We start from the raw sequence: 23,639 nt of genomic DNA, 5'->3' as shown, positions 1-23,639 counted from the left end.
ATCCGGGTGAGGGGGAGCCAGTGTTTCACTCGCTGGCTCCCCCTCACCCGTCGCGGACTTCGTCCGCGCCACCCTCTCCCCGCAGGCGGGGCGAGGGAAAAAGCGCGCTAGCTCAGTGCGCCGGCATGCACCCACCACAGCGGGTGGGCGAGTTGAATGGCACCGGCCGCGCGCTGCGCGTCGGTGTCATTGCCGAACAGCGCAAAACAGGTCGCGCCCGAACCCGACATGCGGGCCAAGCGAACGCCTTCGGCACCGCGCAAGGCCGACAGCACGGTGTCAATCACGGGCTCGACCTTCAATGCGGGCGCTTCAAGATCATTGGTTCCGGCATTGAGCGCGTCGATCCAGGCATCGAGTGAGCCGCCTTCATTCGGCCAGGTGGCCCGTTTCAGGACGTCTTTGACGCCGACACGCAGCTCGCCATTCTTCAGGCCGAGCTCCTTGAACACATCCTTGGTCGCTACCGGCACGCGCGGATTGACCATCACGCAGGGTAAACGCGGAATGCTGAGCGGCAGCAGGTTTTCGCCCACACCCGTCATCACGCAGGCGTGCGACGGCACGCAAACCGGCACATCGGCGCCGGTCAGGCGCGCCACTTCGAGCACGCGGGGATCGTCCATTTCGAGATTGTTGGCGCGCACCAAGAGGCGGAGCGCTGCGGCAGCATCCGCCGACCCGCCGCCAATGCCGGCGGCAACCGGCAAGTGCTTGTCGAGTGCAAAGCGCCCGAATGTGAGACCCTCGACGCGCTCGCCGAGCAGCCGAGCGGCCTTGATCACGAGATTATCGGCGGTGTCGCCGCATTCCTGCGCGCGCGGGCCGGTCGCGGTCAGCGACAGATCGCCGCCCGCATCCAGCGTCAATCTATCGGCGCAATCGGCAAAGGCCACGACGCTTTCGAGATCGTGATAGCCGTCAACTCGACGGCCGATGACGCGCAGGGTCAGATTGACCTTGGCGCGCGCATCTTCTTCGAGAACCGGGCTCGTTGAACCGGTCGTGCCCCCAACCATGGAATTAGCCGCCTTTGCCGTCTTCTTTTTTCTTGTCGTTGGATGCGGCCGACGACGATGGCTCGTCCGACAGACCGTTTTCCATCTTGGCTTCGATCTTCGGAATCTCTTCGGCTTCCGGCTTCAGATCCTTGGCGTGCTGCCACTGGAACTTGGCTTCCAGCTTGCGCCCGACGCGCCAATAGGCGTCGCCGAGATGGTCGTTGATGGTCGGATCTTCCGGCTTCAGGTCGATGGCGCGCTCAAGTTGCTTCACGGCATCGTCGAAATTGCCAATGCGGTAATAGGCCCAGCCAAGGGAGTCGACGATGTAGCCATCGTCCGGACGCTGATCGACGGCACGCTTGATCATCTTCATGGCGTCGTCGAGGTTGATGCCTTGATCGATCCAGGAATAGCCGAGATAGTTCAGAACATGCGGCTGTTCGGGCTGCAATTCGAGCGCCTTGCGCATATCGACTTCAGCCTTGGCCCACTGCTTCGAACGCTCCAGGCAGATGCCGCGGAAGTAGAAATACACCCAGTTCGGCTTGTCCTGGTTGGCGGCGATGACGTCGATGCCCTTGGTGTAGGTCTCGGAGCAATCGGCGAATTTCTTGCGACCACGCTCGATATTGCCGAGCGCCATGATGGCTTCGAGATCCCGGGGATCGTCGGCGACAACGCCCTTGAGAATCTTGATGCCTTCATCGCTGCGATCGGCCGCATCGAGATCGGTGGCCTGTTGGATCTGCGCGTTGCGCTTCAGCGCCGAATTGGCGGGCACGCGCTCATAGACCTTGATGGCCATCTGCGGCTTCTTCACCGACTCATAGAGGTCGGCGAGCGACAGCAGCGCCAGCGAGTGATCCGGCTTGAGGTAAAGCGAGAGCTGCAGATAGACCAGCGCGAGATCCTCACCGCCGCGGCGTGTCAGCGACGCGCCGATGCCATAGAGCGCTTCAGCAGCGCCAGCCTGCGGGCTGTCGACCAGCGGCGCCAGCTTCTTGCCGGCCTTGGTCTCGCGGATACCTTCCAGCACCAGCGGGTGACGGGCGAGCTTCTTGTTGAAGGTCTCATAGATGCCGAGCGCTGCGGCATCGTCCTTGTTGCGCGAGGTCCAGCGGCCATAGGCGTCGACCACGCGCAACGCGGAGTCGTCGAGCTTGTAGGCACGCTCGAAACGGGCGCCCGCATCCTTCTGCTTGTTGGCAAGATCGAGGATCAGGCCGGCATGCAGATCCTTGAAGATCGGATACCATTCCGGACCGGCCAGCTTGTCGATATTGGCAATCGCCGTCTTGCTCTCACCGGCGCCGTAGCCGGCCCAGGCCGACAGCAGCGTCGCAACGAGGTCGGTGATCGGGCCGCGGACCGACTGGTTGATATTGGTCTGCGCGGCAGCGTATTTCTTCAGCTTGAGATCGCGCACACCCACAACGAGACGGGCGACGCGGTTCGACTTGTCGATGGTCAGGATGCGATCGGCGAGCTTGACGGCCTCTTCGATATCGCCGTCAGCGAGCGAGGAGATGAACGCGCGATCGAGCAGCTCGTTGTTCTTCGGATCGGTGCGCAGAGCAGAGCGGTAAAACGCCGCAGCCGAGGTGGCGTCGCGCTCGACGCTGGCGTGGCGGGCGGCCAGATAGCTGCCGGCGGTGGTGAGCGACTTCAGGTCACGGGAGGTGGGAAACTGGGCAGCCGAGCTATCGCCGGTATGATCCGGGGTTTGCGCCAGCAGCTGACCGGGCATCGCGAGGACGGCGACCGTCGCGGCAGCGAGCGTCAAACGATTGAAACGGATGGACAACATAGGGTTCGCCTAGCTCCAGGATTTACGGGCAGGATATCGAGCAAAATGCGAGCAAGACTGCAAGACAGGCTCGGATGCGCAGCCGACCCGGCAATAGTGCGCATGCCAACAATGCCGCGTTTGGCGGTCAATCGCAAGGATCGGAGGCGCGATCGCACCAGTGGCACCTTGAAGCCTGTCAGCAATTGGGCCGCCGGATTGCGCCACTGCCCCTGAGAACGCTCGCACTGTGGCGTTATCGTGACATCCGGCCGGTGTAGCGGCCCGCCTACGGGCGCCGCCGCTCACACAATCGTAATCAGCGAACCGGTTACATCGCCTCGTAGTTCGGGCCGCCGCCACCTTCCGGCGGAACCCAGGTGATGTTCCCGTTGGGATCCTTCACGTCGCAGGTTTTGCAGTGGACGCAATTCTGCGCATTGATCTGGAATCGCGCACCGCTCGACTCTTCCACCCACTCATAGACGCCTGCCGGGCAATAGCGATTCGACGGGCCGGCAAAGACGTCGTGCTCCGACGACTTCTGCAGCGCCATGTCGGCAACCTTGAGATGGATCGGCTGGTCTTCCTCGTGATTGGTGTTCGACAGGAACACCGAGGACAGGCGATCGAATGTGATCTTGCCGTCCGGCTTCGGATAGACGATCGGCTGATACTGCTTGGCGGGCTTGAGCGCCTTGCGATCAGGCTTCTCATGCTTCTGCGTGCCGAACAGCGAGAAGCCGAACGTGTTGCACCACATGTCGAAGCCGCCGAGCGCGTTGCCGAGGAGGGTCCCGAACTTGGACCACAGCGGCTTGGCGTTGCGGACCGGATAGAGATCCTTGCCGATCGAGGACAACCGCCAGCCGGCCTCGTATTCCATCAACTCGTCATTGGCGCGACCTGCAGCCAGCGCAGCGGAGACGTGCTCGGCAGCCTGCATGCCTGACGCCATGGCGTTGTGAACACCCTTGATACGCGGCACGTTGACGAAGCCTGCGGCGCAGCCGATCAGCGCCCCGCCCGGGAAGACCAGCTTCGGCACCGACTGGTAGCCGCCCTCGGTGATCGCACGCGAACCGTAGGCGAGGCGCTTGCCGCCTTCGAATGTGTCGCGGATCAGCGGATGGGTCTTGAAGCGCTGGAATTCCTCGAACGGATAGAGATAGGGGTTTTCGTAGTTCAGGTGCAGCACGAAGCCGACAGCCACGAGGTTATCGTCGTAGTGGTACAGGAACGTGCCGCCGCCCACGTCATTGTCGAGCGGCCAGCCGAACGAGTGCTTCACCGTGCCCTTCTGGTGCTTGGCCGGATCGATCTGCCAGACTTCCTTGATGCCGATGCCGAACTTGCCGGGCTCGCAATCCTTGTCGAGGGCGAATTTGGCGATGATCTGCTTGGTCAGCGAACCACGCGCGCCTTCGGCGAACAGCGTGTATTTGCCGAGCAGTTCCATGCCTCGGGTGAACGAATCCTTCGGCTTGCCGTCGCGGCCTATACCCATGTCGCCAGTGGCGATGCCGCGCACGGCGCCATTGTCGTCATACAGCGTCTCGGCAGCCGCGAAGCCGGGATAGATTTCGACGCCAAGCGCTTCCGCCTTCGCACCCAGCCAACGGCACACCATGCCAAGCGAGGTGATGTAGCAGTGACGATTGTTCATCAGCGGCGGCATCAAGAAGTTCGGTAGCTTGAAGCCGCCGGTCTTGGTCATGAAATAGAACTGGTCGTCCTTGACCTGGGTCTTGAGCGGGCAGTCCGCATCCTCGCGCCAATCCGGGATCAGCTTGTCGAGATTGACGGGATCGATCACCGCGCCGGACAGGATGTGCGCACCGACTTCGGAACCCTTTTCCACGACAACGATGGACAGGTCCGCATTGAGCTGTTTCAGCCGGATCGCGGCCGACAGACCCGAGGGCCCGGCACCGACGATAACGACGTCGAATTCCATGGACTCGCGCGGCGGAAGTTCTTCAGTGCTCATAATCTCGTCTCAGACCCGTTTCCAACCCGTTCAGAACGCTTCTAAGGGCTGTTGTTTCCGATTTTTCACGGAAGAACAACCACCTAAATGCACAGGGGGCGTTTCGCTGGGCGGCGATCCGGCCTAGATTGCTGGCATGCCTGTGACCCCCCTCTCATGACGCCTGAACCCCACCCCAGCGTTGCGCAACTGCTCGCCTTTTATCTGGAGGCCGGGGTCGATTGCGCATTGATGGATGAGCCGGTGAACCGGCTGTCGGACGACCTCCCGCCGCCTGCCCGGGAGCTGTCCGACAGCGCGCCGAAGCGACCACCGCTGAATGGCATGCCGCCTCCACCGCCGCGCCCGCCTGCCCGCGTCGAGGTCGCCCCGGACGTGGCGATTGCCGCCGCCCGGGACGCCGCGCGCACCGCGCCCTCGCTCGAGGTGCTGCGTGGCATGCTGGATACATTCGACGGCTGCGCCCTGAAATCGACCGCGACCCAACTGGTGTTTGCCGACGGCAATCCACAGGCACGGATCATGTTCGTCGGCGAGGCGCCGGGCCGTGACGAGGATATCGAGGGCCTGCCCTTCGTCGGCCGCTCCGGCAAACTGCTCGATCTGATGATGCGCGCCATCGGCCTGAAGCGCACCGACGTCTATATCGCCAATGTGATTCCATGGCGGCCGCCGGGCAACCGCACGCCGACGCCGCAGGAGACGCAGATCTGCCTGCCGTTCATCCAGCGCCAGATCGAGCTGGTGAATCCGGACATCCTCGTGACGCTGGGCAATCCCTCGACACAGACACTGCTGCAGACCCGCGACGGCATCATGAAGTCCAGGGGACGCTGGGTCGACTACGACACCGGCACCCGCAAGATCAAAGCACTGGCGACGTTCCACCCCGCCTATCTGCTGCGCTCGCCGTCTTATAAACGGATGACCTGGATGGATCTGCGATCGATCGCCAAGGCACTGGAAGCGCCATCGGGCAGGACGAGCTAGGGCGCCTTTGGCCGCACGATCGCCCAGCCGATCCGCAGCAAGGGTTGCCGGCCATTCACCAGACGTTCGAAGGCGCGCGGCACTTCCGGCACGAGGTTGGGAAAGCGCTGCGCAATGTCTACAGGCGGCGTGCCGACTGTATCCGCTGCGCGCCACACAACGACGCCGCCGGTCTCGGCGAACTTCGCTGGCGTGATCCACGGCGTACGGGAAGGCACTGCATCGTTCAGCAGATGCGGCCGTGACGCGCTCATCCCGATCAATGCTGCGAGTTGCGCATCGCCGGCCACCGCCGGCAATGGCTTATTGGTCCGGCGCTCGAAGCTCTCGCCGAAGAAGCGCCCGATCTCGCGTGCAGGCAGCGCCGTCACATCTTCGGGGCCGTCGACCCAAGGCAGAATCACAAGACTGGCGAAGGCTGCGAGTGCAGGCGCGATGATGGCAAAGGCCCAGACCTTGCGCAGCACGCGCTGGCGCCGCAGCGCGATCAGGTCGCCCGACGCCACGACGACGGCGAGACCCGACATCACCAGCGCGATACCGGCACCGCCGACCACGCGATCGAGGCCGTAGAGGGCAGCGAACAGGCTGCCGAGCAGCCCCGGCACCAGCGCGAAGAAAAATAGATAGTCACGTGCCAGCGGATCGACCGGCGGGCGGAAGATGATCGGAGCTTCCTCGGTCTTAGGAACGATGCGGCCCCAATTCATCACCGTGAGCACGATCACGCCCGTGATGGCCGCAAGCAGCCAGGCGATCAGGATACCCCACTGCCGCGCCTTTCCGACGAGATCATCCAGTTGCGGCAGCGCCGGCAGAACGGGCGCGCCGGCCCGGATCACCCACATCACCCATGGCAATGTCAGCACGGCGATCACCAGCAGCGCATAGAGCGGATCGAACGAAGCAAGGTTACGCCGGCCGCGCGATGTCGCGAGACCGAAGACGAGTGGCAGCGGCAGTAGCCACATGGCATGAGGCGTGGTCAGCAGCAGCAGGCCGGCCTCGATGGACAGCGCGAACCAGGCATTGCGACGGCCCTGCCCGATCGCGAGCCAGGCATGCAGCAGGAACATCGCCCAGAGCGGACGCGCCAGGATCAGCGGGCCGAATTCGATGCCGGGCGTGCTAAAGGCCGTAACCGTCATGGTGAGCAGCACGGCGATGACAGCCTGCGGGCCGCCGACGATGGCACTGCCCAGCTGATAGACCGCGCGGAAGGTGAGGACGGCGCAGATCTGCGCCAGCAGATAGACACCGAAAACATGATTGCCGGCGGCCCGAAAGGCGATGTCGGCCAGCCAGAACGCCAGCGGCGGTCCCATATGGGTACCGACTTGATATTCCCGGCCATAGGCCAACACGGTGGCGAGATCGCCCGGCGGCCCGCTATACAGCAGCAGGGGGACGACGAGCCAGATCGCGGCCTGACACAGCACGACGATCCAGAACACCAGCCGTGGCCGGGCGCGGATCAGTTCGACGATCAGGGAGGTAAAACGCATTGAACGTCTGAACCGGCCAGCAGGGAATGAAGCGTGCTCAGGTGATACGGCGCAGAGCCGGGAGAGGCAACCGCCTGAGCGCTCAGGCGGATATCTCGATATCGATGGTGGTGTGGACTTCGATCAGACCTGCCGCACGGACGCCAGCCTGATGACGCGCACGCGCCGCAGCAACCGGCGCGAACAGGCTGCGATGATGAATGCTGGGCCCCAGTTCATTCAGCGCGGCCATATGCTGCGGCACGCCGTAACCCTTGTGCACCTCGAAGCCGTAGCCCGGGCAATCCTCGGCCAGCCGGCACATCAGCCGGTCGCGCGACACCTTGGCGACGATCGAGGCTGCCGCGATGGACAACACCAACGCGTCGCCGCCAATGACGGCTTCGCAATCGGCCGTCGTATCGATCTTGTCGCGGCCGTCGACAAACACATGTTTCGGCGCGTCCGGGAGCGACGCGACCGCACGCGCCAGCGCCCAGAGCGACGCCCGCAGGATATTGTCGCGGTCGATCCGGGCGGGTGATGCGTAGGCGACGGCAAATGACGACGTCGCGCAGATTTCCTCAAACAGCGCCTCGCGCTTGCTCTCTGTCAGCTTCTTGGAATCGTCGAGGCCTTTTGGAATGTTGTTCGGGTCCAACACAACCGCGGCGGCAACCACTGGTCCTGCCAGCGGACCACGCCCGGCCTCGTCGCAACCAGCCACCGGCCAGATACCTCTCTCCAGCAGCGCGAATTCGCGCGTAAAGCATGGCGCGACAACGATCTTGCTCTTGCGCGGCTTGGCAGGGGGCTTCTTTTTCGCATCTCGAATCATCCGGCGATCCTGCTGAAGCAGGCCAACACGCGCAACCGGGAACTCGGGATCGTGCCCGCTATTCAGATTGCCGCTTTAATCGTCCAGATGCACTCGCCGGTCGTCACCGACCTCGATCCCCGGTGCCGTCACCACGTCCCAGGCGTGCCCGTCCGGGTCCGCAAAGTAGCCGGAATAGCCACCGTAATCGGTCTTTCGCGCTGGCTTCAGAAGCGATCCACCACAATCGACAGCGAAAGCGAGGACCGCATCGACCTCGCCTTCGGAGCGGCAATTCCACGCCAGCGTGCTGCCGCGAAACGCCTGCGGCCTTGGATGGTCAGGCAATGTCGCATCCTGCGCCAGTTGATCCCATGGAAACAGCGCGAGAACGCTGGCGCCGGTGTCAAAAAAGGCGATGGCCTCGCCAGAGGCACGGGCCTTTCGCATAAATCCCAGCGCTTCGTAGAAGGCAATGCTCCTGCGCATATCCGCGACGCCCAGCGTGATCACCGTCATGCGCGCGATTGGCGCGGGTGGTTTCTTCGTCGTCATGCGCGTCACTCCTGTACTCACTCTATAGATCGAAAAGAGGGACGTTGGCAGGCTCTGGTTTCCTGCCAACGTCCCCTCTCCACCACTCCGTACGCTGCGAGACCTGCGGAGTTAGAACAGATTCAATTGCTGACCGGCACCCGCCGGCTTCTCGAAATGATCGAGGGTGAGCTTCGAACGACGTTTGTTGAGACCGAGCTTCGTGCAGGCGATCTCGAAGCGGCGACCGATCATCCAGGCCATCGGCCCGGTGCCCTTCATGCGGGTACCCCATTGCGAGTCGTAATCGCGGCCGCCGCGCATTTCGCGGATCAGCGTGAAGACGTGGCGATAGCGGTCCGGATAATTCGCGATCAGCCACTCGCGAAACAGATCGCGTACTTCCATCGGCAGCCGCAACAAAACGTAGCTGGCCTCCTTGACGCCGGCATGCGCGGCGGCATCGAGAATCCGTTCGATCTCGCTGTCATTCAGCGCAGGGATCACGGGCGCCACCATCACCGTGGTCGGAATGCCAGCCTCAGATAGCTGCCGCAAAGCTTCCAGCCGCTTCGACGGCGTCGACGCGCGCGGCTCCATGGTGCGCGCGAGCTTCGGATCGAGCGACGTCACCGACAACGCCACTTTGACCAGATTGCGCTTCGCCATCCGCGCCAGGATATCGATATCGCGCGTCACCAAGGCAGACTTCGTGACGATGCCGACGGGATGGCCGGTCTTCTCCAGCACTTCGAGAATGCCGCGCATCACCTGCCGCTCGCGCTCGATCGGCTGATACGGATCGGTATTGGTACCGATCGCGATCATCTTCGGCTCGTATTCGGCGGCGGCTAGCTCCTTCTCAAGCAGCGCCGGCGCATCGGGCTTCACGAACAGTTTGGATTCGAAATCGAGCCCAGGCGAGAGACCGAGATAGGCGTGGGTCGGCCGCGCGAAACAATAGACGCAGCCATGCTCGCAGCCACGATAGGGATTGATCGAACGGTCGAAGCCGATATCCGGCGACTCGTTGCGCGTGATGACCTTGCGCGCAGTGTCCGTCGCAATTGTCGTCTTGAACGGCGGCAATTCATCGAGGCTCTGCCAGCCGTCATCAAAGGCGACCCGGGCCTCCGCCTCGTAGCGCCCGCTGTCGTTGGACTGGGCACCGCGGCCGCGTCGCCGCTGCTTGTCGATCGCCACCGCGATCTCGGGAAAAGGGGAAAGCGCACCCGCCGGCTTATCGGAGGGCGCCGGGACCGGCGGGTGCTTGAGGGCAGCGATCTGGCGACTCATGAAGCCACGATAGCGTACACATGGAACAAAGCAAGAACATAAATACCGTGGCACACGGCCGGGGCACTGTGCATTCTCCCGCCGCCTTGCAGGGGCGGCCGAAAGTCGAACCGCCCCGAAATTGCAGCAGCCGCCGGTGCCGCATAGACTATGACGAAATGATAACGCGGCCACCCCGTTGTTGAAAGGTATTATCCGACACCCATGCTGAGCGTGATCATCCCCACCGAAGGCGTCGAACAGCCCGCTGTTGCCACACTGGCAGCGCTGGTGCCGGGCGCTGCTGCCGGTGTGATCCGCGAAGTGCTGCTGGTCGATCGCGCTGGCACCGATGTTATCGAACGTGTCGCCGATGTCGCGGGCTGCGGCTTCCTGACCTCGCAGGGATCGCGCGCCGCGGCGATGGCCGCCGGCGCCAAGCAGGCGCGCTCGCCCTGGCTAATGTTTCTCCATGCCGGCGCCGTGCTCGATGCCGGCTGGATCGAGGAGACCCAACAATTCATCCAGCGCGTATCGACCAGCAACCGCCCCCGCGCAGGCATTTTCCGCTATGCGCGCTCGCCCTATGACGAGACCAATTTTCGCGATGGCCTGAAGCACCTCGTCCGGATGATCACGGGCCCCAAGGCCGATCAGGGCCTGCTGATCGCCCGCGAACATTACGATCGTCTCGGCGGCTACGCACCTGATGCCCGGCGCTCCGAGGCGCGGTTGCTACGCCAGCTCGGCCGCTCCTCACGCACATTGCTGCGCAGCCGGATCATCGTTGCCTGATCATGGCCGCCCAAGCCCCCGATGCTGTTCAGCTTGCAGTGCTACGCGATCTCCAGCCTGGCGATATCGACTGGGTCATCCGCAGTCACGGCGAGCTCTATGCGGCCGAATACGGATTCGATGCATCCTTTAAGGCGCTGGTAGCCGACATCGCCGCAGAATTCCTTGCATCATGCGATGCCACGCGCGAACGCTGCTGGATCGCCGCGATGGATGGCGCGCCCGTCGGCTCGCTGTTTCTCGTAAAGGCATCCGACGACGTCGCCAAATTTCGGCTCTTGCTGATCGATCCCAAGGCGCGCGGACAAAAGCTCGGCCAGCGCATGGTGACGGAATCCATCGCCTTTGCGCGGCAATGCGGTTATCGCAGGATCACGCTGTGGACCCAGAGCAATCTCGGCGCTGCGCGAAAAGTCTATCAGGATGCAGGTTTCGCGCTGGTCGCCACCGAGCCGCATCGCAGTTTCGGGCAGGATTTGATCGGCGAGACCTGGGAACTCGTGCTCTAGACCGACGCGCCCTTCGCCTTCGGGCGTCGCAGATGCTCATCCAGCCGCGGCATGATCTCCACGAAATTGCAGGGCCGCGTGCGGTAATCCAGTTGCGTGGCAAGGATGCCGTCCCAGCCATCGCGGCAGGCGCCGGGCGAACCCGGCAGGCAGAAGATAAATGTCGCGCCGGCGGTGCCAGCAGTCGCGCGGCTCTGGATCGTCGAGGTACCGATCTTGGCGTGGCTCAGCATGTGAAACGCAATCGAGAAACCATCCATCCGCTTCTCGAACAGCGGCTCGATGGCTTCCGGCGTGACATCGCGGCCGGTGAACCCCGTGCCGCCGGTCGTGATGATCGCGTCCACGCCGGGATCGGCAATCCATGCGCGCACGATCTTGCGGATCGCTTCGACATCGTCCGTGACGATCTCGCGCTTCGCCAACACGTGACCAGCCGATGTCAGCCGATCGGCCAGCGTCGCGCCGGACTTGTCGTCGTCAAGCGAGCGCGTGTCGGAAATCGTCAGTACCGCAATGTTGAGCGGTACGAAGGCTTTGGTCGTGTCGGGCTCCATCGTCGTTACAGTCGATCCGTCGCGAATGTATTGCAGGCCTGCACGGTGCCTTGCTGATAGCCGGTCATGAACCAGCGCTTGCGCTGTTCGGCAGAACCGTGCGTGAAGGAATCCGGCACGACGCGACCCTGTGCCTGACGTTGCAGCGTATCGTCGCCGATGGCGGACGCGGTCTGTAACGCGGCATCGATGTCACCGGCTTCGAGGAAACCGGGCCGCTTCTTCGATTCGCGATTGACCCAGACGCCGGAGAGGCAATCGGCCTGCAGTTCAACGCGAACCTGCAGCAGATTGGCCTCAGCCTTGCTGCCCGCCTGCTGCTGCAGCCGTGTCACGCGCGGAATGATCCCGAGCAGGTTCTGAATGTGATGGCCGGCTTCATGCGCAATGATATAGGCCGCGGTAAATTTACAGGCATTGCCCGAGCAACCGCGGAATTTGGTTTCGACCTGACGGAAGAAGCCGGTGTCGAGATAGATCTTCTTGTCGGGCGGACAGTAGAACGGCCCCATCGCCGACTGCGCATTGCCGCAGCGCCCGCCATTGGTGGCATTACGAAACAGCACGATCTGCGGCCCGGTATATTTCTGCCCGCTCTCCTTGAAGATTTCGTCCCAGCGATCGTCGATCTCGCCGAGCACGCCGGAGATCATGCTGCCCATCTCGTCGGTGGGTGCGCCTGATTTCGTCGGCGTCGAGCGCCGATCGGTCTGATAGGTCGGCGCCTGCTGGCCGCCGGTGAGAATTTCTGCACCGCCGATAAGAATGCGCGGATCGATGCCGAACGCCCAGCCAACGAGGCCAAGCACAATCACCGTGCCGATGCCGAGACCACCGCCACCGCCCGGAATTCCGAAACCACCGCCACCTCCGCCGCCATATCCGCCGCCGCTATCGTCACGACGGTCGTCGATATTGTCGCTGCGACGGAAGTCATCGTAACGCATGAGGTAATTCCTTCATTTCAAGTCGCAGCATTTTAGACCGGTTTGACGCGATCCGAACACCATAACGCAATTGCAGCGCAAAATTTCCATTCCATTAAGCATTAACCTGCCCGGCAAAACTTGCCTAGTTCGAACTCGTTACCAATTAAGTCGATTTTTACTTTGCCCGGTCAATGTCTGCCTGTCGGTTGTTTAGTCCCGCGTCGCCGACAGCGTCGCCTGAGTCAGAGTAATTGAGTCATGGTTGTTTCGCGTCGCGGGGCGTCTGCAAGGGCGCCCCGCTCTCACTTCGAAACCTCTCCGAGCAGCAGCATCGTCATTGGTGATTGCGTCGCAGAGATGTCAAAACTCCCGGCAGGGTCGGTCGATCTGGTGTTCGCAGATCCGCCGTACAATCTGCAGCTGAAGGGCGATCTCAAGCGCCCCGATGAATCCCATGTCGATGCCGTGAATAATGACTGGGACAAGTTCTCGTCATTCGCCGCATATGACGACTTCACGCGCGCGTGGCTCCTGGCCGCACGCCGTATCATGAAGCCGTCGGCGACCTTGTGGGTCATTGGCTCCTACCACAACATTTTCCGCGTCGGCGCGATCATGCAGGACCTCGGCTTCTGGGTCCTCAACGATATCGTGTGGCGCAAATCGAATCCGATGCCGAATTTCCGCGGCCGTCGCTTCACCAATGCGCATGAGACCATGATCTGGGCCGCGCGCGATGAGAACGCCAAGGGCTATACGTTCAATTACGAAGCCCTCAAGGCCGCCAATGAAGACGTGCAGGCGCGTTCCGACTGGCTGATCCCGCTTTGCACCGGCGACGAGCGCCTGAAGGGCTCGGACGGCAAGAAGGTTCACCCGACCCAGAAGCCTGAAGGCCTGCTGGCCCGCGTGCTGCTGTCATCGTCGAAACCCGGCGATCTCGTCATCGATCCGTTCAACGGCACCGGCACCACAGGCGCCGTCGCCAAGCGCCTCGGCCGCAATTACATCGGCTTCGAGCGAGACCGCGAATACGCCGCCGCTGCCGAAGCGCGCATCGCCGCGATCGAGCCACTGCCCGAGGCAACACTGGCGCCGTTCATGACCGCCCGCAGCGCGCCCCGCGTGGCGTTCTCGGAACTGGTCGAGCGCGGCATGATCTCGCCCGGTACCAAGCTGGTCGATCTCAAGAAGCGTCATGGTGCATTGGTGCGCGCCGACGGCGCCATCATGTTCGGCGACAAGGTCGGTTCGATCCATCGCATGGGCGCGATGGCCCAGGGCTCGGCTTCCTGCAATGGCTGGACGTTCTGGCACGTCGAGACCAAGAAGGGCCTGCGCCTGATCGACGAACTCCGCGCCGAAATTCGTAGCGAGATGGGCGCGGTCTAGACGCCCCGCTCATGCCACCGGCCAGACGCATGCGCCCGGCCATCGTCAAAACATCGCTTGCACTCCCCCTGAATTCCAAGCACGAGACGACGGTCCGCATCAACGGCCCGCCTCGTGCTTTGACGTACAAAATCCAGGGAGATTTGAGATGCTGAAGTTTTACTTCAACGGGTCGCCAAACCCGACCAAGGTCGCGCTGTTTCTGGAAGAAGCCGGCCTGGCCTATGAGCCGATCGCCATCGACACCCGCACGGGCGCGCAATTCAACCAGGACTTCCTGAAGGTCAATCCGAACGGCAAAGTGCCGGCGATCGACGACGACGGCGTCAAGGTATTCGATAGCAACGCCATCCTGCTCTACCTCGCCGAGAAGACCGGCAAATTCCTGCCCGCCAACACCCCGGCCAATCGCGGCGAGATGCTGTCCTGGCTGATGTTCGTCGCCACCGGCGTCGGCCCGTTCTTCGGCCAGGCCGTGCACTTCAAGCATTTCGCGCCGGAGAAGATCGACTACGCGCATAACCGCTATCAGTTCGAGGCAAAACGCCATCTCGGCGTGCTCAATGAACGCCTGGCCGGACGGCAATATATGGTCGGCGACAGCTACACGATCGTCGACATGGATGTCTGGGGCTGGGTGCGGATGACCAACTTCATCCTGGGCGACGAGGGCTTCGCCCAATTCCCCAATGTGAAGCGCCTGCATGACGAGATCTCGGCACGCCCCGCCGCGGCGAAGGCTGTCGCCCTGAAGGACACATTCAAGTTCAAGGCCGAGATGGACGACGAAGCCCGCGCCGCCATGTTCAAGCATCTCGCCACCAGCGCAGCCTGATCACGAACCATTCGACGAATGCCGGGCGCAACACAGCGCCCGGCATTTTTGTGTCAGGCAGGCACGCGTGCCATCTCTTCCGGGAACGGACCCAGCACCCGCTCGACCAGTGCCGTATCGCAATATTCCTTGATCATGGTGATCTTGCCGTTCTCAACACGCCACACCATGCAATAATCGTTGTCGTAACGATCGCCAGTCTTAGTGACATTGTCGCCCTTGGCCTCGACCACCACCAGATTGCCTTCCGCAATGAAATTGGACGCGACCGTGCGCGGCCGGATGTCAAATAGCGACCTGAAATGCCCCATGAGGCCGTTGAGGATCGCATCCTTCCCCTTGAAGGTGCGTCCCCAGGAATACTGACCGACCACGATCCAGCATGCATCATCGGCGAGATGATCGGCGAAGGTCGTGCCGCTGCGGTTGGCTGAATCGCTATAGACCTGCTGAATAAGCTTCTTGTTGTCTGCCGTGCTCATTGTTCTGCTCCATCGCTTGAACGATGACGCAGTATGGGTTGGACAATCCCCATTCTTCCAATCGATAGTCTATATGATATATATTCGGCCCATGAATTTGGCCGCGCTCGATCTCAATCTGCTTGTCGCGCTCGATGCATTGCTGCTGGAAGGCAATGTCGGCCGAGCCGCGATGCGGATCGGCCTGTCGCAACCGGCGGCGAGCCACGCGCTGCGCCGGCTCCGTGACGTTCTCGGCGATCCCCTGCTCGTCCGCGTCGGCGCCCGCATGGAGCTGACGCCGCGCGCGCAGGCCCTGCGCGGTCCACTTGCCCAGACACTGGAGCAAGTCCGCGGACTGTTCATCCCGGATGTCTTCGATGCCCGCCAAAGCGACCGCCACTTTCGGCTGATGATGCCGGATCTGGCTGTCGAACTGCTGATGCCGCCATTGATGAAGAAGCTCGACAGCGTCGCGCCGGGCGTCCAGATCAACATCGTGCCATGGCGCGGCCCGTCGATCATGACGGCGGAATTCGCCCGCAGCCTCGACATGGTGATCAGCATCGGCAACGCCTTCAACGGCTTCCATCGTCAGTTGCTCTATGTCGATTCCGATGCCCTCGCCGTCCGCAGGGGCCATCCGGCGGCATCGCGCCTGAAAACGACCGAGGGGTTTCTCAAAGCCCGTCATATCGCCGTGGTGCTCCGAGGCCAAAGCGAAGACCTCATCGACGACTGGCTGCTCAGCAAGAAACTGGAGCGGCAGATTGCCCTCGTCGTCCCGAGCTATATCGAGGCGCTGCATGTTGCGGCGCGCACCGATCTCGTGGCCTTTGTGCCGCGACGCCTGATCGCCGCATTGGCTCAGCCGCTATCGCTCACAATCATTGCCCCACCGCTCGATCCCGGCATCGACGAACAATTCATGTTCACGCCGACACGCGCGCAATTCGATTCCGGATCGATCTGGCTCCGCAAGATCATGCTGGAGACCGGCCGCGAACTCGACCCGCCAAAGCGCCGCACGGCCTGACGCAGCGCGCCTCGGTCAATTTTGCCGGCAAAGCTTGCCGGCAGGCAACGCCTGATAGCAACTAGAAATACCTAACCGCTTATGATTTCTGAATATTTCTGATGGCCTGATTTTTGCGTAGTGGGTCGCGAACATCTCACAGCAAGAGAAATTCAGATGTCGAACTCCATTATCTCCAGCATGCAGTCCTTCAAGCTTCCGACCAGACTGCAGCCATCCGACAAGGCCGAGAGCGGCCTCGGCAATGCAACAGCGATAGCAAAATCGCCGGAAGAGAAATTCCTCGACTACGCGAAAAAGACGCCAGCAGAAAAAATGCGCGATGCGCTGCTGTCGAGCATCGGCGTAACGGAAGAAGAATTGAACAACATGTCGCCGGAGCAACGCCGGGAGGTCGAGCAGAAGATTGCCGACAAGATCAAGGAGGCCGTGAACAAGAAGACGGAGAATGGCGGCAGCGCCAGCGGCTTCTTCACGGATATCAGCGCCTAACAGGCGCGCCTTTCACCACAAACGGAATTGGCGCCGCAACGGCGCCAATTCCAGATCATTCGAAATGAGCCGACGCGATCAGCGCGCGGCAGCTTGGCGTACCAGATTTTGCCGGGCCTCGCCGAGATAGCCGCGGATTTCCTTGGTCAGCAATCCCGACTGCGACGACAGATCGCCCGATGCCACCATGGTCGATGTGGCGAGTTGTTCGGTGTCCTTGGCGGTGGTTGCCAGCGACTGGATGTTGGTTGAAATCTCGCGCACCACGGCGAAGGCCTCGTCGATGTTGCGCGCGATATCGGCCGTTGCCGCGGACTGCGCTTCCGAGGCACTCGCGACCTTGCCGGTGATCTCGTTCACTTCCGCAATCACGGTGCCAATCTCGGTGATCGACGAGCTGACTTTGTCGGTCGCTGACTGAACCTGGCCGATTTCCTTTTCGATCTCGGCGGTGAAGTTGGCGGTCTGTGTCGCCAGTGCCTTCACTTCATGCGCCACCACTGCGAAACCACGACCGGCATCGCCTGCGCGAGCCGCTTCGATCGTTGCGTTCAGCGCCAGCAGATTGGTCTGGCTGGCGATCACGTTGATTGAGGTCACGACTTCACTGATGCGTACGGCGACAGCGCGAAGCACGTCGACATTGCTGGCTGCATCGGCGACGCGTTCGACGGCGCGGCCGGCAATCGCCGCCGAGCGATTGACGTCGGCGCCCACTTCGCTGGCGCTGGACGACAGTCGCGCCGTGGCCGAAGCCACTGACTGCATGTTGGCGGACGCCTGTTCGGATGCCGCTGCCACCGAGGTGACGCGGGTCAATGTCGAGGATGCACCGGTCCGCAGATTGCCTGCGGTGCTGCTCATCTCGACCGCACCGCTGTCGAGTGCTGAAACGATGCCGCCCACGGTGGATTCGAGCTGGCTGGTCTGGCGCTCGAAATTCCGGATGCGGTCGGCGATGTTGTCGGTCGCCGCGTTCATCGCTTTCGCCCCGTACAGCAGGCCGCCATGCAATCCGCCCGGCAGGATGCGCCGATAATACTTGTTGTCGTTCAGCGCTGCCATCGCCGCGGTGGATTCGCGCACGAAAGCATCGCAGCCGTCGATCATGTCATTAACGCTGTGCAGCAACTCGCCGGTCACGCCGCGCACCGGGATGCCAAGGATACGGGCCTCGAAGTCACCTTGCGCGATGCGCTGGCAGGCGATACGCGCCTTCTCGATCAGGCGCGCCGTCTTGCCCATCAGGACAAGCGCGACAACGGCGGCAGCGATCGCAACAGCCTGACAGACCACGGCCGCGAGCGGAAGACCGAAGAACTGAAGCACCAGAGCAAGCGCAGAGCCGGCAATGACGACGAGCGTGCTAAGCTGCGCTCTTGAGAGAAAACATAAGTTCGTCATAGCTGACTTTCTGGGATGCAACGAAATCGGTTAGGGCCTTGTAGCCGGCGGCGAGGGATTCCTTGCCGTTCACGTGCCGCTTCTCGATTGCCAGCACGTCGGCATATACAGGCGCGATCGTCTTCTTGATGAGATCCGGCGGCGGGACACGGCGATTGGAATGATAGCCAGCGATCTTGCCGTCGAGACCATAGGACGGCGTGACATGGGCGAAGACCCAGTAGTGATCGCCATTGCTCGCCATGTTTTTCACAAAAGCGAAAATCTCGCGGCGTTCCTCGACGGTGTCCCAGAGCAGCTTGAAGACACTGCGCGGCATATCGGGATGACGGATCAGGCTGTGCGGCTGGCCGAGCAACTCGGCTTCGGTATAACCGGCCATCTTGCAGAACAGACGGTTCACATAAGTCATGCGACCCTTGAGATCCGTCTTGGATACGATGAGCTCCGATGCCGGAAAGAAAGTCTCGCGGCCGCTCGGCTTAATCTGGTTGGACATCATTGACCTGTTGGTGACCGATTCACCCAAAAACTAGTGCCACCGGTATTAGGGAACGCGGCTGAATTTTGCGTTAAGGTTCTGTCCACCATGAATTCGCTGCCGGCGGACGATCCGGACGCGTTTTTCCGTCGCGATCGTCCCAGTTGCCGCGATCGCCTTTCCCGTGCCATGACCTCGATCAAATCGAGGGGGAGGCAACAAAAATGACCGTTCTCATTGCAGGCGGCGGAATTGGCGGACTGACGCTCGCGCTCAGCCTGCACCAGATCGGCGTGCCATGCCGCGTGTTCGAAAGCGTGCCGGCACTCAGGCCGCTTGGCGTCGGCATCAATGTGCTGCCGCATGCGGTGCGCGAGCTGATCGAGCTCGGCCTGCACGACCAGCTCGACGCGTCGGGCGTGCGCACCCGCGAACTCGCCTTCTTCTCCAAGCACGGCAAGCCGATCTGGAGCGAACCGCGCGGCATCGAGGCCGGCTACAAATGGCCGCAGTTCTCGATCCATCGTGGCAGGCTACAGCAGATCCTGCTCGACACCGCCATCGAACGCCTTGGCGCCGAGAACATCCTCACCAGCCATCACCTGAGCGGCTGGACGGAAACGCCGGACGGCGTCCGCGCCGACTTCATCGACAAGGCCACCGGCAAATCCGCTGGCAGCTATGACGGCACGCTGTTGATCGCCGCCGATGGCATCCATTCGGCGATCCGCCAGAAGATCTATCCGGAGGAAGGCGCGCCGCTATGGAACGGCCGCATCCTGTGGCGCGGTATCACCAAGGGCGATGCGTTTTTGACCGGCCGCACCATGATCATGGCCGGCCACGAGATCCTGAAATTCGTCTGCTACCCGATCTCGCAGGAGCCGGACGCCGACGGCAAATACGACATCAACTGGGTGGCCGAACGGCACATGCCACCGACCTATCAGTGGCGCCGCGAGGATTACAACCGCGCGGCGCGGCTCGAGGAATTCCTGCCCTGGTTCAAGGACTGGAGATTCGACTGGCTCGATGTGCCCGGCCTGATCAGCAACTGCCCGCACGCTTACGAATATCCGCTGGTCGATCGCGATCCGGTCGATCGCTGGACCTTCGGCCGCGTGACGCTGATGGGCGACGCCGCGCATCCGATGTATCCGATTGGCTCCAACGGCGCGTCGCAGGCCATCCTCGATGCGCGCGTACTGACGCGGGAGATTCTTGCGCTTGGCGAAGTGCCGGCCGCGCTCGAAGCCTATGAGGCCGAGCGACGCCCCGCGACCACCGACCTCGTGATGCTGAACCGCCGCAACGGACCGGAACAGGTCATGCAGATCGTCGAGGAACGCGCGCCTGAGGGATTCAATGTCGTCACCGACGTGCTCTCGCAGCAGGAACTCGAAGACATCGCCGCCAATTACAAGCGCGTCGCCGGTTTTCAGGTCGAGGGCCTGAATGCAAAACCGCCGATCGTGACGATGCCGCAATAATCGCAACTTTCCAGCGCGAACTGATGCAGCTCGCGCGCCGGCGCGCATTCAAGCTTCTGGATTCAGACTTCAATCCAGCCCGTGCGCAATGACTTTGCGCATGACGTTCGGCAAGGCTTCGTCATCCAATGTTGCGATTGGCACCCAGCGCATCCCCTCCGGGGGGCGGGTGCGGGGGGGCACATGCGCCGTATAGACGGTGAGCTCCAGCGGGAAGTGAGTGAAGATATGGGTGACCGCGCCGGTTTTGCGATGCCACGCTGTCAGATTTTTTAGCGTCGGCGCCTGCTTCAGGGCGTCCTTGTCATCGTGACCGGCGAGCCACTCCGATGACGGCACTTCGGTCATATTCCCCAGCAATCCCTTTTCAGGGCGGGTGCGCACCAGGAGTTCGTTGCCCCGCGTGACCACGAACGCCGCGCCGCGCCGCAGCGTGCCGGCCTTCTTCGGCGCCTTTCGCGGAAACGTCTCCTGATCGCCGCGGGTCTTGGCCGCGCAATCGTCGTCGATCGGGCACAGCGCGCAGGCCGGCTTCTTGGGCGTGCAGATGGTGGAGCCGAGATCCATCAGAGCCTGGGCACTGTCGCCCGCCCGCGAGGGACCGAGCAGCGTCGCGGCCAGCGCCACGATCACGGGCTTGGATTTCGGCAGCGGTTCTTCCACCGCATAGAGCCGCGATGTCACGCGCTCGATATTGCCATCCACTGGCATGCATTGGCGGCCGAAGGCAATCGCGGCAATGGCCGACGCCGTATAGGGCCCGATGCCCGGCAACGCGCGCAACCCGTCCTCGGTATCCGGGAAGGCCCCGCCGTAGTCGCGCAGCACGGTGACGGCGCAGGCGTGGAGATTGCGCGCGCGGGAGTAATAGCCGAGCCCCGCCCACATCCTGAGCACATCGTCCTGCGAGGCGCTGCCGAGATCGCTCACCGTGGGCCAGCGCGCCAGGAACTTGGCGAAATACGGCCCGACCGCCTGAACCGTGGTCTGCTGCAGCATGATTTCCGACAGCCAGACCCGATAGGGATCGATGCCCTCGCCCGGCAACGGCCGCCACGGCAATCTGCGGCGATGCTTGTCATACCAGGCGAGCAGTTGGGCCGGACGCTTGGCGGCGGCGCTTTCCCCGCTATCCTGCGTAGGAGGTTTCTTTCGTCTGGCGGCGGCGGCTGATAGACTCATGCCGACATGTATCCAAAAGCCTCGTTCATGAACAAGCCCGGCCCGATCTCCGCCAAGCCGCTCTCCGTCCTGCTCGGCGGGGTGTTTGCCGATGCCTATGCCAAACAGGGCTTCGCCTCGCGCGAGCTGGTGACACGCTGGGCGGAAATCGCCGGTCAGCAGGTAGCGAATTTCTCCGAGCCCTTGAAGATCCAGTGGCCGCGCCCCGTCGAAGGCCAGCCGCAGGAGCCGGCGACATTGATCCTGCGCGTCGAGGGGCCGATGGCGCTGGAGATCCAGCATTCGTCGGATGCGATCCTGCAGCGGGTGAATCGCTTTTTCGGCTGGAATGCGGTCGGCAAGATCGCGCTGCGCCAGGCGCCGCTGTCACGGCCGCAGCCTCGCCGCACCGTGAAGCCGCCGGATGCCAAGGCCATCGCCCAGGTCGCGGAAACGCTGCCCGAGGTCGAGGACGAGGCGTTACGCGAGGCACTGGCGCGGCTCGGCGCCTCGATCAAGCGAAGTTGAGGCTTTCCAGCTCGCCCGGAACCGGCGCGTGCTTGCCACATTTGTGGTTTCAAGTTAGCGAAGCGAACCTTTTCCCGGCGTCCGCCGCCGCTTTGGAGCATTCCTTTGATCATCACGCGCCGTGACTTCACCGCCGCCCTTGCCCTGACCGGCGCCGCAGCAGCCATCGGCCTGTCGCCGCTGCAACTGATCTCCGAGGCATTCGCGCAGAACGCCGTCGACGTCGCCAAGCCGGTGTCGCTGCCCGACATGGCGCTCGGCCCGAAGGATGCCGCCGTCACCGTCACCGAATATGCCTCGATGACCTGCCCGCATTGCGCGGCCTTCACCGAGCAGGTGTTCCCGAAGATCAAGGAAGCCTTCATCGACACCAACAAGATCCGCTTCGTGTTTCGCGAATTCCCGCTCGACATCAAGGCCGCCGCCGGCTCGATGCTGGCGCGCTGCATCGCCAAGGAGGATTCGGGCAAGTACTTCGCCGTCATCGACATGCTGTTCAAGCAGCAGAACGACTGGGTGATGAAGGACACCGCCGCGACCCTGACTCGCATCGGCAAGCAGGCCGGCCTCAGCCAGCAGGCCGTGGAAGAATGCCTGAAGGACCAGGCGCTGCTCGACAAGATCGCCGCCGACCAGAAATATGCCAATGAAGTGCTGAAGGTGAACTCGACGCCGACCTTCTTCATCAATGGCGAAATGCTGAAGGGCGAACAGTCGTTCGAGGAATTCTCCAAGAAGATCACCCCCCTGCTGAAGAGCTGAGGTCTTCTTGTCCCTCCCCCGTTTTAGCGCGGGGAGGGATACCTGAACGCCCGAGCCCTTTCATGACCCCGACCTTCCTCAACTACGCCGCGCTCGGCTGCGCCATCGTGCTGGAGACCATCGGCACGGCGCTGCTGGCGCAGTCGCAGCAGTTCACGAAGCTCTGGCCGACGTTCGGCATGGCCGTCTGCTACATCCTGTCGCTCTATTTCCTGTCCCATGCGCTGAAAGTGATGCCGGTCGGCATCGCCTATGCGATCTGGAGCGGGCTCGGCATCGTGCTGATTTCTGCGGTGAGCTATTTCGCGTTCCGGCAGGCGCTCGATCTCGCCGCCATCATCGGCATCGGCTTCATCCTGACCGGCGTGGTCATCGTCAACGCGTTCTCCGCCAGCGCGTCGCATTAGCGCGCTGCCGCGCCATCGTGTTCTCTGATTCTTCTTCGCTTCAAACAGCCAAGCTCTCGCAGTCTCGCGGCGCCCATGGCGTCCGAGGTGTGAGCAGTGCCCCTCCTGAAACATGAGGGGCGGCGGCGCGCCATCAGGCGCAAAGGGTGGTGTGTGTCGCGATCCGCTCCACCGGAACGCCGGCAAGCTGCAACCGCGCAACGCCTTGAGGGCGCGCCACCGCGACGTCTTTTTAGCTGAGGGACCGTTCTTCCGGGTAAAGGGCAGAGCTCCGCACTCCGCTTATCCCGACGATTTCGCGCCGTTCACCAATACCACGTCCAGCCAGCATGAGTGGCAGAGCCCCGTAGTGGGCCCGGACGGTGACCCCAAGCCTCCCGAGTGTGCGGGGTACGTCACCCCACACCCGCAGGCGCCGCATCCTGTCCCACCTCAAGACGCCTCATGAAGCGCCCCTCGCGAACCGGATAAGATTTGATTATAATCTTATAGGAAAACTGTCAAGTGCCCGCCGGGCATT

General features: G+C 62.5%; 23 protein-coding genes and 1 pseudogene. 11 read left to right on the top strand and 13 right to left on the bottom strand.

Annotated features, from left to right (window positions below):
- Positions 1–107: 107 nt before the first annotated feature.
- The 3 genes from AB7813_RS24680 to AB7813_RS24670 all read right to left on the bottom strand — a co-directional run bounded on the left by AB7813_RS24680 (position 108) and on the right by AB7813_RS24670 (position 4,780).
- Positions 108–1,019 (bottom strand): 4-(cytidine 5'-diphospho)-2-C-methyl-D-erythritol kinase, encoded by a 912-nt coding sequence (locus tag AB7813_RS24680; protein WP_093759544.1) that lies wholly within the window; start codon positions 1,017–1,019, stop codon positions 108–110.
- Positions 1,020–1,023: 4 nt separating this feature from the next.
- Complete coding sequence (locus AB7813_RS24675; RefSeq protein WP_231078089.1) at positions 1,024–2,811, bottom strand: tetratricopeptide repeat protein; 1,788 nt, start codon at positions 2,809–2,811, stop codon at positions 1,024–1,026.
- A gap of 310 nt (positions 2,812–3,121) precedes the next feature.
- A complete protein-coding gene (locus AB7813_RS24670; protein ID WP_441228619.1) occupies positions 3,122–4,780 on the bottom strand; it encodes an electron transfer flavoprotein-ubiquinone oxidoreductase in 1,659 nt (552 codons plus the stop codon).
- A gap of 156 nt (positions 4,781–4,936) precedes the next feature.
- Here AB7813_RS24670 and AB7813_RS24665 point away from each other — a divergent pair, with 156 nt between their 5' ends.
- Positions 4,937–5,770: a uracil-DNA glycosylase gene (locus tag AB7813_RS24665; protein ID WP_175368751.1), complete on the top strand. Its 834-nt coding sequence runs from the start codon at positions 4,937–4,939 to the stop codon at positions 5,768–5,770.
- Here AB7813_RS24665 and AB7813_RS24660 read toward each other — a convergent pair.
- The 4 genes from AB7813_RS24660 to AB7813_RS24645 form a co-directional block, all read right to left on the bottom strand.
- On the bottom strand, positions 5,767–7,275 hold the full coding sequence (locus AB7813_RS24660) for a glycosyltransferase family 39 protein (RefSeq protein ID WP_309947623.1): 1,509 nt from the start codon (positions 7,273–7,275) through the stop codon (positions 5,767–5,769). The genes AB7813_RS24665 and AB7813_RS24660 overlap by 4 nt on opposite strands.
- Before the next feature lie 82 nt (positions 7,276–7,357).
- Entirely contained in the window at positions 7,358–8,092 is a 735-nt protein-coding gene (locus tag AB7813_RS24655) for a ribonuclease HII (protein ID WP_309947625.1), read from the bottom strand.
- Between the two features lie 75 nt (positions 8,093–8,167).
- Positions 8,168–8,626: a VOC family protein gene (locus AB7813_RS24650; RefSeq protein ID WP_184513475.1), complete on the bottom strand. Its 459-nt coding sequence runs from the start codon at positions 8,624–8,626 to the stop codon at positions 8,168–8,170.
- 111 nt (positions 8,627–8,737) lie between these two features.
- The gene (locus AB7813_RS24645) at positions 8,738–9,901 is read right to left on the bottom strand and encodes a PA0069 family radical SAM protein (RefSeq protein WP_184513473.1); all 1,164 of its coding nucleotides are present in this window, start codon (positions 9,899–9,901) and stop codon (positions 8,738–8,740) included.
- 204 nt (positions 9,902–10,105) lie between these two features.
- On the opposite strand from AB7813_RS24645, the gene AB7813_RS24640 reads away from it, so the two are divergent.
- Positions 10,106–10,675, top strand: a complete 570-nt coding sequence (locus AB7813_RS24640) for a glycosyltransferase (RefSeq protein WP_089262399.1) — start codon at positions 10,106–10,108, stop codon at positions 10,673–10,675.
- Positions 10,676–10,710: 35 nt separating this feature from the next.
- A pseudogene (locus AB7813_RS24635) lies at positions 10,711–11,184 on the top strand (GNAT family N-acetyltransferase); the annotation flags it as partial.
- Here AB7813_RS24635 and moaB read toward each other — a convergent pair.
- On the bottom strand, positions 11,181–11,741 hold the full coding sequence (moaB, locus tag AB7813_RS24630) for a molybdenum cofactor biosynthesis protein B (RefSeq protein WP_309947628.1): 561 nt from the start codon (positions 11,739–11,741) through the stop codon (positions 11,181–11,183). The pseudogene AB7813_RS24635 and the gene moaB sit on opposite strands and share 4 nt — an antisense overlap.
- Positions 11,742–11,746: 5 nt before the next feature.
- Complete coding sequence (ypfJ, locus tag AB7813_RS24625; protein WP_089262405.1) at positions 11,747–12,688, bottom strand: KPN_02809 family neutral zinc metallopeptidase; 942 nt, start codon at positions 12,686–12,688, stop codon at positions 11,747–11,749.
- Between the two features lie 240 nt (positions 12,689–12,928).
- On the opposite strand from ypfJ, the gene AB7813_RS24620 reads away from it, so the two are divergent.
- Positions 12,929–14,062: a site-specific DNA-methyltransferase gene (locus AB7813_RS24620; RefSeq protein ID WP_309947630.1), complete on the top strand. Its 1,134-nt coding sequence runs from the start codon at positions 12,929–12,931 to the stop codon at positions 14,060–14,062.
- A gap of 148 nt (positions 14,063–14,210) precedes the next feature.
- On the top strand, positions 14,211–14,897 hold the full coding sequence (locus AB7813_RS24615) for a glutathione S-transferase family protein (RefSeq protein ID WP_175368743.1): 687 nt from the start codon (positions 14,211–14,213) through the stop codon (positions 14,895–14,897).
- A gap of 53 nt (positions 14,898–14,950) precedes the next feature.
- Here AB7813_RS24615 and AB7813_RS24610 read toward each other — a convergent pair whose 3' ends face one another.
- Positions 14,951–15,379 carry a nuclear transport factor 2 family protein gene (locus tag AB7813_RS24610; RefSeq protein WP_089262411.1) on the bottom strand — a complete coding sequence of 143 codons (429 nt, stop codon included), beginning with the start codon at positions 15,377–15,379 and terminating at the stop codon, positions 14,951–14,953.
- Between the two features lie 91 nt (positions 15,380–15,470).
- Here AB7813_RS24610 and AB7813_RS24605 point away from each other — a divergent pair, with 91 nt between their 5' ends.
- Together AB7813_RS24605 and AB7813_RS24600 are read left to right on the top strand one after the other, a co-directional pair.
- Positions 15,471–16,394: a LysR family transcriptional regulator gene (locus tag AB7813_RS24605; protein WP_441228618.1), complete on the top strand. Its 924-nt coding sequence runs from the start codon at positions 15,471–15,473 to the stop codon at positions 16,392–16,394.
- 156 nt (positions 16,395–16,550) lie between these two features.
- Positions 16,551–16,886, top strand: a complete 336-nt coding sequence (locus AB7813_RS24600) for a hypothetical protein (RefSeq protein ID WP_089262415.1) — start codon at positions 16,551–16,553, stop codon at positions 16,884–16,886.
- A 78-nt stretch (positions 16,887–16,964) separates the two neighbouring features.
- Here the strand turns inward: AB7813_RS24600 and AB7813_RS24595 are convergent, their stop codons facing one another.
- On the bottom strand, positions 16,965–18,290 hold the full coding sequence (locus tag AB7813_RS24595) for a methyl-accepting chemotaxis protein (protein WP_441228617.1): 1,326 nt from the start codon (positions 18,288–18,290) through the stop codon (positions 16,965–16,967).
- Positions 18,253–18,789, bottom strand: a complete 537-nt coding sequence (locus AB7813_RS24590; protein WP_089263626.1) for a PAS domain-containing protein — start codon at positions 18,787–18,789, stop codon at positions 18,253–18,255. Before AB7813_RS24590 ends, AB7813_RS24595 begins: the two co-directional genes overlap by 38 nt.
- A 206-nt stretch (positions 18,790–18,995) precedes the next feature.
- Here AB7813_RS24590 and AB7813_RS24585 point away from each other — a divergent pair, with 206 nt between their 5' ends.
- A complete protein-coding gene (locus AB7813_RS24585; RefSeq protein WP_441228616.1) occupies positions 18,996–20,261 on the top strand; it encodes a flavin-dependent oxidoreductase in 1,266 nt (421 codons plus the stop codon).
- Positions 20,262–20,330: 69 nt separating this feature from the next.
- On the opposite strand, the gene mutY is transcribed toward AB7813_RS24585, so the two are convergent.
- Entirely contained in the window at positions 20,331–21,443 is a 1,113-nt protein-coding gene (mutY, locus tag AB7813_RS24580) for an A/G-specific adenine glycosylase (RefSeq protein ID WP_441228615.1), read from the bottom strand.
- A 27-nt stretch (positions 21,444–21,470) separates the two neighbouring features.
- Between mutY and AB7813_RS24575 the strand changes: the two genes are divergently transcribed.
- From AB7813_RS24575 to AB7813_RS24565, 3 genes are all read left to right on the top strand, one after another.
- Positions 21,471–21,950 carry a DUF721 domain-containing protein gene (locus AB7813_RS24575; protein WP_089262421.1) on the top strand — a complete coding sequence of 160 codons (480 nt, stop codon included), beginning with the start codon at positions 21,471–21,473 and terminating at the stop codon, positions 21,948–21,950.
- A gap of 105 nt (positions 21,951–22,055) precedes the next feature.
- Positions 22,056–22,712: a DsbA family protein gene (locus AB7813_RS24570; RefSeq protein WP_089262423.1), complete on the top strand. Its 657-nt coding sequence runs from the start codon at positions 22,056–22,058 to the stop codon at positions 22,710–22,712.
- 62 nt (positions 22,713–22,774) lie between these two features.
- Positions 22,775–23,119: a DMT family transporter gene (locus AB7813_RS24565; RefSeq protein ID WP_068733204.1), complete on the top strand. Its 345-nt coding sequence runs from the start codon at positions 22,775–22,777 to the stop codon at positions 23,117–23,119.
- Positions 23,120–23,639 lie beyond the last annotated feature (520 nt).

The organism is Tardiphaga sp. 20_F10_N6_6, assembly GCF_052076045.1.
In the GTDB taxonomy this organism is placed as follows: Bacteria; Pseudomonadota; Alphaproteobacteria; order Rhizobiales; family Xanthobacteraceae; genus Tardiphaga; species Tardiphaga robiniae.
Note: the sequence above shows the minus strand (reverse complement) of the source record. Positions and strands in the feature narration are given on the sequence as shown.

Excerpts from the sequence above, each read along its gene's own strand:
- AB7813_RS24680 (WP_093759544.1), bottom strand. The coding sequence starts at position 1,019 with ATGGTTGGGGGCACGACCGGTTCAACGAGCCCGGTTCTCGAAGAAGAT.
- AB7813_RS24675 (WP_231078089.1), bottom strand. The coding sequence starts at position 2,811 with ATGTTGTCCATCCGTTTCAATCGTTTGACGCTCGCTGCCGCGACGGTC.
- AB7813_RS24670 (WP_441228619.1), bottom strand. The coding sequence starts at position 4,780 with ATGAGCACTGAAGAACTTCCGCCGCGCGAGTCCATGGAATTCGACGTC.
- AB7813_RS24665 (WP_175368751.1), top strand. The coding sequence starts at position 4,937 with ATGACGCCTGAACCCCACCCCAGCGTTGCGCAACTGCTCGCCTTTTAT.
- AB7813_RS24660 (WP_309947623.1), bottom strand. The coding sequence starts at position 7,275 with ATGCGTTTTACCTCCCTGATCGTCGAACTGATCCGCGCCCGGCCACGG.
- AB7813_RS24655 (WP_309947625.1), bottom strand. The coding sequence starts at position 8,092 with ATGATTCGAGATGCGAAAAAGAAGCCCCCTGCCAAGCCGCGCAAGAGC.
- AB7813_RS24650 (WP_184513475.1), bottom strand. The coding sequence starts at position 8,626 with ATGACGACGAAGAAACCACCCGCGCCAATCGCGCGCATGACGGTGATC.
- AB7813_RS24645 (WP_184513473.1), bottom strand. The coding sequence starts at position 9,901 with ATGAGTCGCCAGATCGCTGCCCTCAAGCACCCGCCGGTCCCGGCGCCC.
- AB7813_RS24640 (WP_089262399.1), top strand. The coding sequence starts at position 10,106 with ATGCTGAGCGTGATCATCCCCACCGAAGGCGTCGAACAGCCCGCTGTT.
- moaB (WP_309947628.1), bottom strand. The coding sequence starts at position 11,741 with ATGGAGCCCGACACGACCAAAGCCTTCGTACCGCTCAACATTGCGGTA.
- ypfJ (WP_089262405.1), bottom strand. The coding sequence starts at position 12,688 with ATGCGTTACGATGACTTCCGTCGCAGCGACAATATCGACGACCGTCGT.
- AB7813_RS24620 (WP_309947630.1), top strand. The coding sequence starts at position 12,929 with ATGGTTGTTTCGCGTCGCGGGGCGTCTGCAAGGGCGCCCCGCTCTCAC.
- AB7813_RS24615 (WP_175368743.1), top strand. The coding sequence starts at position 14,211 with ATGCTGAAGTTTTACTTCAACGGGTCGCCAAACCCGACCAAGGTCGCG.
- AB7813_RS24610 (WP_089262411.1), bottom strand. The coding sequence starts at position 15,379 with ATGAGCACGGCAGACAACAAGAAGCTTATTCAGCAGGTCTATAGCGAT.
- AB7813_RS24605 (WP_441228618.1), top strand. The coding sequence starts at position 15,471 with ATGAATTTGGCCGCGCTCGATCTCAATCTGCTTGTCGCGCTCGATGCA.
- AB7813_RS24600 (WP_089262415.1), top strand. The coding sequence starts at position 16,551 with ATGTCGAACTCCATTATCTCCAGCATGCAGTCCTTCAAGCTTCCGACC.
- AB7813_RS24595 (WP_441228617.1), bottom strand. The coding sequence starts at position 18,290 with ATGACGAACTTATGTTTTCTCTCAAGAGCGCAGCTTAGCACGCTCGTC.
- AB7813_RS24590 (WP_089263626.1), bottom strand. The coding sequence starts at position 18,789 with ATGTCCAACCAGATTAAGCCGAGCGGCCGCGAGACTTTCTTTCCGGCA.
- AB7813_RS24585 (WP_441228616.1), top strand. The coding sequence starts at position 18,996 with ATGACCGTTCTCATTGCAGGCGGCGGAATTGGCGGACTGACGCTCGCG.
- mutY (WP_441228615.1), bottom strand. The coding sequence starts at position 21,443 with ATGAGTCTATCAGCCGCCGCCGCCAGACGAAAGAAACCTCCTACGCAG.
- AB7813_RS24575 (WP_089262421.1), top strand. The coding sequence starts at position 21,471 with ATGAACAAGCCCGGCCCGATCTCCGCCAAGCCGCTCTCCGTCCTGCTC.
- AB7813_RS24565 (WP_068733204.1), top strand. The coding sequence starts at position 22,775 with ATGACCCCGACCTTCCTCAACTACGCCGCGCTCGGCTGCGCCATCGTG.